This is a genomic window from Wolbachia endosymbiont of Cruorifilaria tuberocauda, from assembly GCF_013365475.1.
In the GTDB taxonomy this organism is placed as follows: domain Bacteria; phylum Pseudomonadota; class Alphaproteobacteria; order Rickettsiales; family Anaplasmataceae; genus Wolbachia.
Genome location: NZ_CP046579.1, coordinates 487243 through 502910 on the forward strand (window position 1 = coordinate 487243; position 15668 = coordinate 502910).

The window sequence follows — 15668 nt, forward strand, 5'->3', positions numbered from 1 at the left end:
AATTACAGATTTTAAAATCCTATATTTTATATTACAATAACTTTTTTTATTCCTTTTTATTTAGTTTAAATCAATGAGATTTACTTTATCTTGGCTGCTAGAACATTTAGAAACCAGTGCTAGTTTAGAAGAAATTATTGATAAACTAACTTATATAGGACTAGAGGTAGAAGATGTTATTGATAACCATAAGTTGGCTGAATTTGCTATTAAGAAGTCACTAGAAAACTGGCCTTATCTAAATACTGATAAATTAAAATCATATAAAGTGGATGATGGCAGCAAAGTTCTTGAAGTAGCTTGCGAAGCGAAAAATGTTGGAGGAGATATAGGAACTATACTTGTATCTTTTGGTAGTTTGCAAGAAAGTGATTTTATAACCAAACCTGTAAAAGTACAGGATATGTCAATAATCAAGCTTTCTGATGGTTCTAAAGTAAGAGATAAATTTTCCAATTACAGTCCTGTGATTAATATAAGTGTTACTCCAAATCGTGGAGATTGCCTAAGCGTTTATGGAATAGCACGTGATTTGGCAGCAACTGGAATTGGAACATTAAAGACCTTTGCTAACTTTGACATTACTACAACAAACAGCATTAAAATTCAAAATAAATCTCATTTTCTGACTTCTTTAAGAAAGATGGATTCTTCTATACATGTCAAAGTTACTGATGGGGAGAGTTTCATTAGTGGAGTATATATTGCAAACGTAAAAAATAAAGAAAGTCCAAAATGGCTAAAAGATAGGCTACAATCGATAGGGATACCTTCTATTTCTACAATAGTTGATATTACTAACTATGTTATGATATCTTTTGGCTGTCCAGTAAATGTGTATGATGCAGAAAAAATAGAAGGAGAGCTTATAGTACGCAAGGCAAACAGTGAAGAAAAATTTACTGATTTAAACGGTAAGGAATATTTATTAAATAAAGATATAAGTGTTGTTGCTGATAACAAAAATACTCATGCAATTGCTGGGGTTATATGTGGTGAGTATAGTAAATGTACTCTTAAGACCACCGATATCTTCTTAGAGTCTTCTTGGTTTGAGCCTATTTCTATCATTAAATCTTCAAGGCAACTGGGTATCTCTACGTACTCAAGTTACAGATTTGCGCGCTTAGTTGACCGTAAATTTGATGGATTAAGCCTTGTAACTAAGATGATTTTAGATTTGTGTGGTGGAGAGGTGTTAAGTATAGTGTCTGCTGGAAGTTTAAGCAAAGTTGATGCTAAAGTAGACTTTAATTATCATGATGTGAACAAACTTGGAGGTGTATCTGCGTCACATGATGAGATATTTGATATCTTAACAAGACTAGGTTTCAGTATTGATAAAAGAAGTGAGAATAGTTGGGATGTACAAGTACCAAGCTGGAGATCAGATATTGCTATGTCTGCTGATTTAGTTGAAGAAGTAGTGAGAATATATGGCTATGATAAGATAAAAGAGGAGCCACTAATAGGTAATGGTACAGTAGAAACAAATATACAAGATGGTTTGCGTAGTCTAATGACAAGTAGAGGATCCTACGAAGTTCTTACTTGGTCATTTATGAGTAAATCAATAGCTGAAAGATTTGGTTACTTAGATAAGTTGTTTTATATCAACAACCCATTTAACAGCAACTTTAATATAATGAGGCCAAGTATCATACCAAATTTGTTACAAGTTGCTGCAGATAATATTGCTTATGGTGTGTCTGATCTTGCAATTTTTGAAATTGGACCTATTTATGATAGTCTAAACCAAACTAAGCATGTTTTAAGTGAAATCAAGCTAGGAAATGACTTACCGCGAAACCATTATAGTTCTAACAGAAAGGTGGATATTTTTGATGTAAAAGCTGACCTCGTGAGGGCTTTAGAGTTTTTCAACGTTAACTGTGATAGCTTAACTATAGAAAAAGCAGGGAAGGAGTACTATCACCCAGGAAAGTCAGGTACTTTTTCCTTCAAAGGTAAAATAGTAGGTCATTTTGGAGAGTTACATCCTAATGTATTAGATTTTTTTGGTATTAAGCAGAAAGTTGTCGGTTTTGAAGTGATGCTAGAAGATATCAGTAATTTACCTACAAGTAGTAAAAAGTTTATCGATTATAAGTATCAGGGTGTGAAACGAGATTTTGCATTTATTGTAAATAAAGATATAGCAACAGGTAATATAATAAACATAGTAAAAAAAAGCTCAGAGATGATTACAGATATTTCTATATTTGATATATATCATGGAAATGATATGGATCCGAATAAGCTATCTATAGCATTATCAGTTACCTTTTGCTCTCCAACTCACACTTTAACTGAAGAAGAAATCCAAAAAGAATCAGCTGCTATAGTTAATCTAGTGTGTAAAAATACTGGAGGGGTTTTAAGGTATAGCTAAAGTCTGTTTGATAATAGTTGTAGAGCATATTTCAAAGTGCTCTACCTGGTTAAGTTAATAAAGGTACTATCTAGTTGACCGAATTATTCTTGATGAATCTTTACGATATAACCTGAAAGAATCTTTGTAGAATAACAACAGCAGAGTAAAGAAGAACCGCTCCACTGACTCTTATAGTAATTCACTTTATCAGTGGTAAAGTAATACCGCACTGCTTCATATATTTCCCTTTCATATCATCATATGATTTTTCACACTCACTTTTGCTATGTAAAAATACAAATTGGCATGCACCTTCATTAGCATAAATCTTTGCAGGAAGCGGAGTGGTATTTGAAAACTCCAACGTGACGTGACCTTCCCATCCAGGTTCTAAGGGAGTAACATTTACTATAATTCCACACCTTGCATAAGTTGATTTACCAACACAAATAACCAGTACATTTCTTGGTATACGAAAATATTCAACTGTACTTGCAAGTACAAAACCATTTGGTGGAATTATGCATACATCTGTTTCCTTATCTATAAAGCTATTTTCAGAAAAGTTCTTAGGGTCCACAATAGCTGAATTGACATTAGTAAAGATCTTGAATTTATTATCTATCCTTGCATCGTATCCATAAGATGACAGTCCAAAAGATATGATGCCTTTACTGCTTTTGTAACTCACAAAAGGTTTTATCATCCCAAAGTTTTTAGCTTTTTCTTTTATCCATTTATCTGGCATGACTGTCATGGTTATCCTTAAAGTTATATAATACTTACAATAATATAAAATAAAATTTAAATGTAAACTATAGCAGGCAGCTTCTGTATTTCATTGCTAGCTGTGTTAGTAATCACATGAAACTGATTAAAGACGTGAACCTTTGCCAGGGTATCTCCCTTACTTACCGCTTCTGCGCTTAATACTAAAATTAGTATGGAAAATTAAATAAAGTATATACAATTGAACTACTGGATAGTAATTCCTAAATATGGTATGCTTTAAATACCTTCATAATCACCTTTTGCTATACCGAATGGATACAAAAGCCACTACCCTTTAGATTTCTTCTCAAGACTTTTGTTTGTAACAACAACTGTACCTGCAATTTTATCATGCCAAGTTTGACATCGCTTATCAAAGTTTGACCATAAAAAGCCAAGAAGTAATGGTATAGATGACAACAATATAGAAAGAAATCTCTTCGTCGCTTGTTTTATCGTTACCTTCTTGAAGGTCTGTACATCTACAACCCTGAGTCCAAGTAATAATTTTCCAGGTGTAGCAGCAAACTTTATCCACATGTATATGATATAAGTGAAGAGTGCAACGAACTGGGCTATTTGATTTAGGATCAATAGTTTGACAAATCTTTTCTGCACTGCCCTTTCTTCTGTAGAAAGTGACACCTGCATTTGATATTTTGCAGAGATTTGGCTTAGTACTTTGTTATCTTCTGAATTTATAAAGAGATGATTCATGTTTTGACTGCAAAACTGCAAGAATGAAACAATAATAATCAAATCAAGTAATATTGATACATAGCGTTTGAGTCCTGTTACATAACATATACCGTTTTCATCTTTCTTTACCTTTTGAATGGCATTTAAAGAAGGAAAGATAGAGAATAAACAATTAAAAATTTTGTGCAACATAATGGCATTTCTCAGTATCTTGAGTGCTCCTGACTGGACTTGAACCAGCATGCCCTTTATAGGCAACAGATTTTGAGTCTGTTGTGTCTGCCATTCCACCACAGGAGCTTTAAGTTCTAATGCTATAGGCAACACAGAATTAGTCAAATTTTTTCACCTTTATTATATTCTTCCAAATAAACATAAAATGCCATACAATAATTCCAATTGCTCTGGAAACTTGAAATGAATCGGCCTAACTTTATAGATTCAAGAGATATAAACAAGGAAATATGTAAATTACCGCATAACTTAGAAGCAGAGCAAATGCTCATTGGTGCAATGATTCGTGATAATAGAATTTGTGATGCAGTTGAAGATATGCTTGCAGCAGATAATCTTTATGACCCAGTGCATCAAAGTGTTTTTGCGCAGATATCAAAAACTAGAAAACATGGCATAGTTGCTAATGAATTAAGCCTTAAAATGTTTTTTGAGAATAATGAAGCATTTACAAAGTGTGGTGGAGTCGAATATCTTGCAAAGCTTGCAGCAAAAGCAAGTATTGCACTTGATATTTATAGTTTAATTAGAATAATACGCGATGCTTATTTAAGAAGATGCTTGATTAAGATCGGGCAAGAAATAATTGATGATAGTTATAGCTATGACATTGAGAATCCTGCGCAGATTCAAATTGAACAGGCAATGACTAAACTATTCAATTTAGCGGTGAAAAAACAAAGCGAGAAAACGTATGTAAAACTTGCAAGTTCAATTAAAGATGTAGTTGAAAGGATAAATACACTAAAAAATAATCCAGAAGCGTTAGGCATTACAACTGGACTTCAAAATTTAAATCAGCTTCTTGGTGGTCTACAGAAATCTGATCTATTGATTTTAGCTGCAAGACCTTCTATGGGTAAGACAGCTTTAGCACTGAATATTGCGCTTAATGCTTGTAAAGTTTTACAAGAGAGGGGAAATGAGCAACACTATGTAGCATTTTTTTCGCTTGAAATGTCAGCAGAGCAATTAGCTGCGAGGTTAGTTACTATAGATTCAGGAGTTAGTTATTATAGGGCATTAACCGGGAGGATTAGTGATTTTGAACTTCATGAATTTGTTAATGCTAGTACAAGATTATCCGAGTTATCTTTTATGATAGATGATACTCCTGCACTATCAATTAGTGCTCTTCGTACTAGAATACGTTTGCTATATCAACTATATAATGTAAAAGTGGTATTTATTGATTATCTTCAATTAATTAAAGGAACAACCAAAAGGAGTAACGAAAATAGAGTACAAGAAATTTCAGAAGTAACTCAGGGTTTAAAGGCGATTGCAAAAGAACTGAATATTCCTATTATTGCATTGTCTCAGCTCTCACGTTCTGTTGAACAGAGAGATGATAAAAAGCCACAACTTGCTGATTTGCGAGATTCAGGGAGTATAGAACAGGATGCGGATATAGTAATGTTTCTTTATAGAGAAGAGTACTATGAACTAAGAAAGCAGCCAAGTGAAGGAAGTAATAAACATAGGGAGTGGCAAGAGAAGATGGAGAAAATCAGAAACATTGCAGAGCTTATTATTGCAAAACAAAGAAACGGACCAATTGGCAGTGTGAGACTGTATTTTGACTCAAATCGTGGTGTATTTAAAGATTATACTGAAAGGCATAATAACTCATAGTTTTTAGAGATATTCATTAATATCCGCTACTTATTATGTCTGCTAGTTTGTTAGTAAAGTTGATTCATTTTTATTCATATTAAAATTTTAATAATTAATTTTAGTAGATTACTTTCAGTATTAGAAAAATGAAGATCAAGAAAATTCTTGAGTTAGAAAATAAAGTGGCAACTCAAGTTCAAAGAACTTTTATCCTTGAAAGGGATAAAAGTTCTAGCCATGGAAATTAAACATCTGAATAAAGAGGATAGTGCTAACTTCTATTTAATCTAAATAATAAATATTGTTAACTAATTTGCTGGTGATAGCATCATAATATGTTCCTTAATTTAACTGAAACCTATCTACCTCATTTTTTATAATTATCCCCCTATTCCCATGTTAGTACAGTTTGATAATATTAAAATCACTGAATCTATCTACTGCTAATCCTAGTTAAGGCATAATCAAACTAATGTTTTAAAAGAGGAACTTCAGAGCTATACTGCATATTCTATTCGAGTGTCAACCTTCGGAAAATTGGTGTAGGTTTAGGTAAAATTATACCTGAGCTTACACATCCACTACACAAATATTTTAAATTGCGTTGTTCATTTGAAATTTGCAATTGGTCAAGTATTATCTTTGCTGATTTTGGAATAATTGGTTGTAGTAAAATACCAATTATTCTAATATACTCTAATAACTTGTAGATTACTAAATTCATACGTTCCCTGTCAGTTTTACTTAGGATCCATGGTGCACTTTTGTCTATATAAGCGTTGGCTTCAGATGAGATATTGATAATCAAAAATATGATATGGTTAAATTCATACTTTGATATATGATTCATCACTTGGTCTAGTATGGCTTTACAGTTTGGCAAACATTCAGTATATTTGAGTAAATTTCTGTTAATTGTTGGTATAACTCCAGAATATTGCTGATGTAAGAATGAAATTGTTCTTTGGACTAAATTGCCTATGTTATTTACTAAATCAGAGTTTATTCGATTGACCATATTTTTCTTATTGAAGTTACCATCTTGACCAAAGCTTGTTTCCTGAAGAAGAAAATAGCGTAGTTGATCAATGCCAAATTCTTCAGCTAGGCTGATTGGGTCTATAACATTGCCAAGAGACTTGGATATTTTTTCTCCTTTATTTATCCACCAACCATGAACTGCAATTTGTTTTGGCAATGGTAATCCTGCTGCAAGAAGAATTGCTGGCCAATATACAGCATGAAAACGTAATATATCCTTACCAATTACGTGAATATTGCAAGAATTGTCATTTGCCCAAAGATTTTTATATTCCTTGTCTTCAATGCTAGAAAAACCTATTGATGTAAGGTAACTAGCTAATGCATCTACCCAAACATAAATTACGTGTTTGTCATTACCTGGTACTTTTATTCCCCAATTAAAACTAGTGCGAGAGATTGAAAGGTCAGTTAGCCCAGATTTTGTAAATGATATTACTTCATTTTTCCTGTTCTCAGGAAAGATAAAGTTGGGTTGATTTTGATATAATTCCAATAACTTGCTCCTCCAATCTGATAGACGAAAAAAGTAACTCTCCTCTTTTATCCACTGGACTTCGGCACCTGTTGGTGCTTTGCCATCTATTAGCTCTGATTCTTGATAAAATGCTTCATCACGTACTGAATACCAACCTGAGTAAGAATCTAAGTATATTTGCCCTCTCTCTTCAAGCCTATTCCATAAAGCTATAACTACTTTCTTGTGACGTTCTTCCGTAGTGCGGATAAAGTCATCATACTCAAAATTTATAGATTTAGCTAATTTTTTGAATGAGGTGCTTATTTTGTCTACAAATTCCTTAGGCTCCATTCCTTGTACTTTAGCTGCCTTTTCAACTTTTTGTCCATATTCGTCTGTACCAGTAGTAAATTTAACGTACTTTCCAGTCAATCTTATAAACCTTGCTGTTACATCACACAAAAGAGAGGTATATGCATGACCAATATGTGGCTTGCTGTTTGCATAATATACTGGAGTAGTGATATAAAAATTCTCGAATTGCTTCATTAGTGCAACTTTCAAAACTTGATCGTACCTATACTAGTGATAAAAATCAATAGATTAATTACTCACCGAGCCACACAGTATATAGTTGACACCAACATCTTCAGTTAAATTCCACTCACGCTTTATCACATTGTACTCCATACCAGCCATATTTTGCAGTGTTACATTATTTTCCCTTAGGTAATTTGCAATTTCTGATGGTTTTAGAAATTTATTCCAATTATGTGTACCTTTTGGTAGCCAGTTTAATATATATTCTGCACCAATTATTGCAAAACAGAAGGACTTAATAGTTCTATTTATTGTAGATATAAATATTAATCCTTCCGGCTTTAGCAATTCTATTGCTTTTTTTATAAAAAACCCTAAGTTATTTACATGCTCAACTACTTCCATAAGCAAAACTACATCATATTTTTTGTTATTGCTCAATTCTTCAATGCTAGCATGTGTGTATTCTGTATTTGATCCTATTTTTTTTGCATGAGATTGTGCTACTCTTATATTTTCTTCGCATACATCTATTCCTACAACATTAATACCAACACGCGCCATTGACTCTGACAAAATGCCACCACCGCATCCAACATCAAGAAGTGATATCTCACTCAGATCGCATTTTTTTAATTCTTTTATTTTCTTGATAATATAAGATACCCTCACAGGATTCATCATGTGTAATGGCTTGAATTTACCACTTTCATTCCACCATTCAGCTGCTACCTTAGCAAACTTTGACATCTCATCTTCATCGTAAGTTTGTGTGTTTTTTTTCTTATTAATATTGCTAAGCTTATCAAGACGCTTCTTATGTCTGCTCTCTTTTGAGAATTCTGTTCCGAGAAATTCTTTAACTATGTTTTTTGCTAACTCATTGCTGATAAACCCTGCTCCAAGACACAATACATTTGCATTGCCATGTTCACGAGCTAATTTCGTAATCTCAACGCTATCACACAAAGCAGCATAAATCCCTTCAAAACGATTTGCTACAGTACTCATACCTAAACCTGTGCCACAAATTAATATTCCATAACTTGCTCTTTTGATTGTTATATCCTCTACAACTTTAACGGCGTAGTCTGGATAATCTACACTCTTTTGTTCGGCAGTGCAGCCATGATCTACCACTGCATAACCCAAGACTTTCAGGTAAGACTTTATCTCCAATTTTAGCTCATAACCGGCATGATCTGAAGCAATAGATATCACATCTGACATATAAAAATTATGACTCAAAGGTACTTAATATAAGTAAGTAGTTTTATCCTTTTTGTCAAGTTGCTTAGTAATTCTAGTCTTTCATTGATCTTGAACTTGAAATAAATTTCGAGTTAAACATTCATAAATCCTATACAATTCTTACTATAACTCACTCAATAAAATGGATTATATAGATACTATAAAGTCAAGGCTATTGTTATCTGACATAGTAGGTAATAAAGTTAAGCTAAAAAAAAGAGGAGACAACTTTATTGGTCTTTGTCCTTTTCACAATGAAAAAACTCCATCTTTTTTTGTAAACGATACTAAGGGGTTATATTATTGCTTTGGTTGTTCAGCTCATGGGGATGTATTTGAATTTATTTCTCAAACTGAAGGCCTGAGTTTTAAAGAAGCGTTAGAGAAGCTGATGTTAATCACAGATATTGAGTTACCTAGAAATTTTAGTGTTGCTAAGTTTATGAAAAGCAATAAACTTTTTTTAGCACTAAACCTAGCTACAAATTGGTTTGTACAAAAAAGTCACGGAAAAATTTTAGATTATCTAAAACAGCGTAAGATTTTACCTAAAATCGTAGATAAATTCAGGATAGGTTATGCACCGAGCTCTGGTTTAAAAGAATATTTGAATTCTTATGGTGTTAGAGATGAAGTTCTGATTGATGTTGGCTTAATAAATAAAAATTTTCGCGATTATTTTTGTAATCGACTTATATTTCCTATACATAATATTGCAGGCAAAATTGTTGGTTTTGGTGGGCGTGTGCTAGGTTCGGGGCAGTATCCGAAATATTTAAATAGTCCAGAGAGTCAGCTCTTTAGAAAAAAGGAAAATTTATATGGGCTAAACTTTGCTTTAAGTGAAATACTTAAAAAACAACATGTGTTTGTAGTTGAGGGTTATATTGATGTGATAGCTCTGCATCAGACAGGAATTAGTAATACAGTTGCTTCACTTGGTACTGCAATTTCTGCAGAGCAGATAAAAAATTTGTGGAGATTTACTAAAGAAATCTCTATATGCATGGATGGCGATAATGCTGGACGTAATGCAGCAACTAGAGTTGCAGAATTTGCTTTATCCATGCTAAAACCTGGATATGTATTGAAGTTTGTAACTTTATCAGACAATAAAGATCCGTATGATGTATGTAGTGAACTAGAATACAAGAAAGAGGAAGTACTTTCTATGCTCGATTATTCAACAGAACTACATTCTGAATATTTATGGAATTACATAGTCAATAGCAGTCTAAAAAGCTACGAAAAACTTACTCCAGAAAAATATTCGGTTCTTGAACACAAGTTTATGAGATACATTAATGCTATTAGCAATAATAGTATCCGGAGGTACTACAGAAATTACTTTTACGATAAAGCTAGCAAATTAAGGACAAGCTTTAAAGAGCAGGTTTTCGACAGCAAAATTAGAGCAATAGAAGGTAAGTATCTTTGTGGTAAGTCTCCAGATGTGATTAAGGAAGAACAAAATGAAGCCATAGTTCTGCGTATAGTGATAGAATTCCCCAAGATCTTACGCTATCCTATATTCTTTGAGCAGTTTTCTCATTTTGAGTTTACTAATCCAAAGATGAAAAGACTGCATCAGTTTATGATTGACGACATAAATAATGTAGATAAGCTTAGTAAGGAGGAGTTATTACAAAAGCTTGAGCAGTCTGACAATATTGAGACTGTAAGGTTTATATTAGAAAAAACTAGTGTATTAAACAGTCAATTAAATAAGAGGGAATCAGCAGAGATTGTATGGAATAACGTGGTGTTACTGAGAGAGCTAAATATATTACAAGAAGAAAAAATCAAGGCGAGGCTTACTGGCAATTTCGACTTAGAGAAAAGGTTGATAGAACGTGTAAAGCAGATAGAAAGTAGTGTACAAAAAATGCAAATGGAGTTTATTCAAAAATAAACATGTTAAGTATAAAAACTGCTTCGCAAATTTCAACTACAGTATTACAAGTACCCTCACCTGTGATCTTGGCTAGTATAAGAGTTGCTAGTACCATTCGTTAGTATCAAGTTAATGTTTCCATGTATTGTTAATTTTAAAGGGTTTTAGCTGAGCTATGTGCGAGAATCATCCTTCTGAAGGAGTAAAATATGATGACAAAGAAGATAACTATAATAAAAAGGAATTTTAGTAATGAAAATCGGTTAAAAAACACCAAGAAGGTGTAGTCTAGTCTACTAGAGACTATACGACTTACGAGAATAATTCAGTAAGGTATAAATCCCATAGGAGGGAAGAAAAGTGAGTAAGAATACCCTTATTTTCAGAGCTAAAATTTTAGCAGGAAACAGAACTATTAATACTGAATCACTCTTAATTTGCTTCTTGTAATTGAGTTTTACTTGCTTGAGTAGTTGGAAAGCATGAATATATCATATTTTCCATAATTCAGATGTTGATACTATGCTCAATAACCTTTACGATATTTTATATCACAGCTACATGTTTAAGCAGAGTAAGTCTAGCATTTGTACACAAGTTTTTAACTCGAAATTAATTTATTCTCCCTAATACTGTATTTTACTTTAACTATTCAGCTTTAAGCTTTTAGATTTTGACTTTCACCATTACTATCACAAATTTCATTGCCTTACTAGCTAGAATCGTTTTTACTGTTTAAATAGCTCGACTTTCTTTGATATTTCCTCCACCTAATATTACACTTTTTATATGTTGTGATGTTGCACTTAATCTAAATTAAGTACTAGTTGAAGCAACAATAACTCTTCGAAACTAAAATCAAGTAATGTTTATCAAAGTATCCTTATAAAATCTTACATAAAACTGCCCTGATTGTGTTAACTTATAGTTGAAGAGAAAAAGATACTTATGCTAGAAGGAAAGTACAGTTTTAAAGAAATTGAAGTTAAATACAACACATTGTGGGAGAGAAGTCAAATTTACAAGTGGAATGGGAAAAAGGGCAACACCTTTACTATAGATACACCTCCTCCAACGATATCAGGTAAATTGCATATTGGGCATATATTTAGCTATTGTCATACAGATTTTATTTCAAGGTTTCAACGTATGCTTGGGAAAGATGTATTTTTCCCAATTGGATTTGATGATAATGGACTTCCTACTGAAAGATTGGTAGAGCAAGCCTATAAGACTAGCGCAAAAGAAATTGGTAAAGAGAGGTTTATAGAAATGTGCCTTAAAATTATTGAAGGCTCAAAGCAGGAATTCAAGGAATTGTTCAAATCAGTTGGTATTAGTTACGACTGGAGTCTGGAATATCACACAATTAGCAAAGAAACTGTTGCACTTTCCCAAATGTCGTTTATTGATTTGTATAACAAAGGGTATGCATACAGAAAAATGCAACCAATTGTTTGGGATCCAGTTGATAAAACTGCAATTGCACAAGCAGAAATAGAAGATAAAGTTTTTGATTCGTCCTTGAATACGATAGTATTTTTTACTGAAAAAAATGAGCAAATTAAGATAACAACTACACGTCCTGAACTGCTTTTAGCGTGCGTTGCAGTTTTCTGTCATCCAGAGGATGTACGCTACACTCATTTGATTGGAGAAATAGCTGTAGCACCAATAACAGGAGCAAAAGTTCCAATAATAGCTGATGATAGGGTAAAAACAAATAAAGGTACTGGGCTTGTTATGTGTTGTACCTTTGGTGATGAACTAGATATATATTGGCAGCATAAGTACAATTTACCATTGAGAATTATTATTGATCATGATGGAAAGATAAATCTAGGTTCAGATTACCTGAATAATATATTCCAATATCAAGGTGATAGAGTAACAGGGGAAATGGCTACTTGGATGATGAAAAAGGATGTTATACATGATTCTAGAATCCTTAATGAGATCAATAGACTAGAAGTTGAAATAGCAAGAAGAAGAATAATTGAGATTCTAACTGATAAGGGATTCTTGACAGAAAGTATTAATATCTCTCATTCTGTGAAATGTGCAGAAAGATCTGGTGCTCCTCTTGAAATACTGCCTACTTACCAATGGTTTATCAAGATCATGGATCAAAAAGCTCAGGTATTGGATAAAGTTAGGGAATGCAATTGGCACCCAAGCAATATGCGTAAACGTATGGAGATGTGGATAGAGGGGCTAAATTGGGACTGGTGTATTTCAAGACAGCGTTATTTTGGTGTGCCGTTTCCAGTATGGTATTCAAAACGCAAAGGAGAGGAAGGCCAAGTTATCCTACCTAATATAAAGGATTTACCTATTGATCCACTCAAAGACTTACCAAATGGGTATAGTAAAGAAGAGGTTATTCCAGATCAAGACGTTATGGATACTTGGGCTACAAGTGCAATTACTCCTCAGTTAAACGCGTTGGCAGTAAACAATGAGTTCTATTTACCAGGACATCGATACGATAAGATATTTCCTGCTGACCTGCACAGTCAAAGCTACGAGATAATAAGAACTTGGGCATTTTATACGATTTTGAAAGCACATTACCATGCAAATTCATTGCCATGGAAAAATATTATGATCAGTGGATGGTGTTTATCTGATGATAAAAAAAAGATGAGTAAATCAAAGGGAAATGTTATTACCCCTCATACAGTACTTAATAATCATGGTGCTGATGTAGTACGCTATTGGGCAGCAAATTCAAGACTTGGAGCTGACACAGTTTACTCTGAGAATATATTAAGAATCGGGAAACGTCTCATTACAAAGCTTTGGAATGCAAGCAAGTTTGTTTCCATGTTTATGGAAAAGCACCAACCAATGAGTATAAACTTTGTCAGTGAGACAATGGATAAGTGGATATTGTCTAAGCTATATAAAGTTATAGAGGAGACAACAAATGATCTACTGCAGTTCAAGTACTGTGAGGCTTTAAGTACAGTAAAAGAATTCTTTTGGAAGGATTTTTGTGATAATTACTTAGAGCTAGTAAAAAAACGTGCATATGGTGATTCAGTTAGCAACAAGGAAAACTTGAGTGCTAAACAGAGTTTGACATATGCATTAAATATTATTCTTCGGTTATTTGCCCCCTTTTTGCCATATATTACAGAGGAAATATACCATCAGTTGTATAGCTATAATTCTGTACATAAACAAAGCAATTGGCCTGATAGAGAAGAACTTATCTATGATAAATTCTCTGAAGAAATGGGGCGCAATTTTGTGCAAATATTAAATCTTGTGAGAGAAATAAAGACAAATAACACTGTATCAGTCAAGCACCCGGTAAAAAAATTGATGATAAAAGGGAATTTACAAGATGATAAGTTAAATCTGTCTGCGCAGAATGATTTGCAGACTGTATGCAACGCTGAAGCGATACAGTGGAGTGATGATATACACTCAGGACTTGAGACTGAAAATAAAAAGTTTATTGTAAGAGTATGTTTATATTAATTTTTGTTTTGCATAGAGTCGTTTTGACTTTCTTTGTGATTAAGCTAATAGCTACGTGGTGCTTGTGAAGAGGTGATATGAATAGATAGACTAATAAAGCTATATCTTAACTTTTTATTACCTTGAATAGTCAATCAGTAATGCTTCCATTATCACTTACATTTTGTCCTTACCTCAATTTCGTTCTTTGAATGAAGCTTTTTTGTTACTTTAAGTATATCTTCATTTCTTTTTATATCTATTCATTCTGAATATAAGGAAACTGGCAGAGATGAGAAAATGGGCTAGAAAAGAACGTAGATTATAGCTAAAGTAACTTTAGAAAAAAGAGCTAGGAAATTGCAAATATAATAAGTGGAATTAATCAGTTAAATAATTCTACTAAAAAAGAGAGTTTAGGAAGTAAAGTTGAAGAATTAAACCAAAGGAATAGCAAATTGGCATATAGCAAAAAAATAGATGGTGCTCTAAAAGAGTCAGTGATGAGTTGCAAAATACAATAATCATCCTATAGTTTATTATAAAAGCATTAAGAAAAAATATATAATGAACCCAATAGTATGTGCACTAGACACGCAAGATTTAAATGAAGCCATATTTTTGGCTAATGTTCTGCGTGGTAAAATTGGTATGATAAAACTTGGGTTAGAATTCTTTGCTACCTACGGACCTTCTGGAGTGAGAAAAGTTGCAAAATGCAATATACCAATTTTTTTAGATCTGAAATTGTATGACATACCAAATACTATAACTAAAACTGTCAAAGCAGTGAAAGCTTTGGGTGTTGAGGTATTAACATTACACATTAGTGGTGGAACAAGGATGCTAAAAGAAGCTCTAAATGTAGTGAATGATACAAAAATGGAATTAATTGGAGTAACAGTACTAACTAGTATTAGTAATGAGGATCTAAGCGAGCTTGGAGTAGTAAGTGAAACAAAATCACAAGTAATTTTACTGGCAAAGCTTGCAAAAAAAATTGGTTTACATGGAGTAGTCTGTTCTGCACTGGAAACACAGGAAGTGCGTAAAGAGTGTGGGAAAGACTTTAAAATCATTACTCCAGGAATTCGCATAGATCATGATTTTGATGACCAAAAAAGAACTGCAACACCAAAAGAAGCCATAGATTCAGGAGCTGATTATATTGTAATTGGTAGGCCTATTACCAAAAGCATCAGCCCTAGAAATAGTGTAGAACTAATACTAAAATCATTGGCTTGATTGAGGATAGAAAAGGTACATGATATCTAAAAAGAGGTACTATATCCACCATCCATATGTAATATACTGTTTTG

The 15668-nt window shown here is 33.0% G+C and carries 9 protein-coding genes and 1 tRNA gene; 5 read left to right on the forward strand and 5 right to left on the reverse strand.

Translation table 11 applies throughout. The annotated features are described in order from the left end of the window. Window positions 1-73: 73 nt before the first annotated feature. Window positions 74-2392 (forward strand): phenylalanine--tRNA ligase subunit beta, encoded by a 2319-nt coding sequence (pheT, locus tag GOY13_RS01910; RefSeq protein WP_175814143.1) that lies wholly within the window; start codon window positions 74-76, stop codon window positions 2390-2392. Between the two features lie 181 nt (window positions 2393-2573). On the opposite strand, the gene dcd is transcribed toward pheT, so the two are convergent. The 3 genes from dcd to GOY13_RS01925 form a co-directional block, all read right to left on the reverse strand. Further along, on the reverse strand, window positions 2574-3131 hold the full coding sequence (gene dcd / locus GOY13_RS01915; protein WP_175814144.1) for a dCTP deaminase: 558 nt from the start codon (window positions 3129-3131) through the stop codon (window positions 2574-2576). Between the two features lie 302 nt (window positions 3132-3433). After that, window positions 3434-4036, reverse strand: a complete 603-nt coding sequence (locus GOY13_RS01920) for an RDD family protein (protein ID WP_175814428.1) — start codon at window positions 4034-4036, stop codon at window positions 3434-3436. Window positions 4037-4060: 24 nt separating this feature from the next. Beyond that, window positions 4061-4144 (reverse strand) — tRNA-Leu (locus GOY13_RS01925). 117 nt (window positions 4145-4261) lie between these two features. On the opposite strand from GOY13_RS01925, the gene GOY13_RS01930 reads away from it, so the two are divergent. Continuing rightward, window positions 4262-5713, forward strand: coding sequence for a replicative DNA helicase (locus GOY13_RS01930; RefSeq protein ID WP_175814145.1), 1452 nt, complete (start codon window positions 4262-4264; stop codon window positions 5711-5713). A 493-nt stretch (window positions 5714-6206) separates the two neighbouring features. Here the strand turns inward: GOY13_RS01930 and metG are convergent, their stop codons facing one another. Together metG and ubiG are read right to left on the reverse strand one after the other, a co-directional pair. Next, entirely contained in the window at window positions 6207-7745 is a 1539-nt protein-coding gene (gene metG / locus GOY13_RS01935) for a methionine--tRNA ligase (RefSeq protein WP_175814146.1), read from the reverse strand. A 54-nt stretch (window positions 7746-7799) separates the two neighbouring features. Further along, on the reverse strand, window positions 7800-8966 hold the full coding sequence (gene ubiG / locus GOY13_RS01940) for a bifunctional 2-polyprenyl-6-hydroxyphenol methylase/3-demethylubiquinol 3-O-methyltransferase UbiG (protein ID WP_175814147.1): 1167 nt from the start codon (window positions 8964-8966) through the stop codon (window positions 7800-7802). 163 nt (window positions 8967-9129) lie between these two features. Between ubiG and dnaG the strand changes: the two genes are divergently transcribed. The 3 genes from dnaG (at window position 9130) to pyrF (ending at window position 15594) form a co-directional block, all read left to right on the forward strand. Then, window positions 9130-10899, forward strand: a complete 1770-nt coding sequence (gene dnaG / locus GOY13_RS01945; protein WP_175814148.1) for a DNA primase — start codon at window positions 9130-9132, stop codon at window positions 10897-10899. 930 nt (window positions 10900-11829) lie between these two features. Continuing rightward, a complete protein-coding gene (locus tag GOY13_RS01950; RefSeq protein ID WP_175814149.1) occupies window positions 11830-14370 on the forward strand; it encodes a valine--tRNA ligase in 2541 nt (846 codons plus the stop codon). A 546-nt stretch (window positions 14371-14916) separates the two neighbouring features. Beyond that, window positions 14917-15594, forward strand: coding sequence for an orotidine-5'-phosphate decarboxylase (pyrF, locus tag GOY13_RS01955; RefSeq protein ID WP_175814150.1), 678 nt, complete (start codon window positions 14917-14919; stop codon window positions 15592-15594). Window positions 15595-15668: the final 74 nt, after the last annotated feature.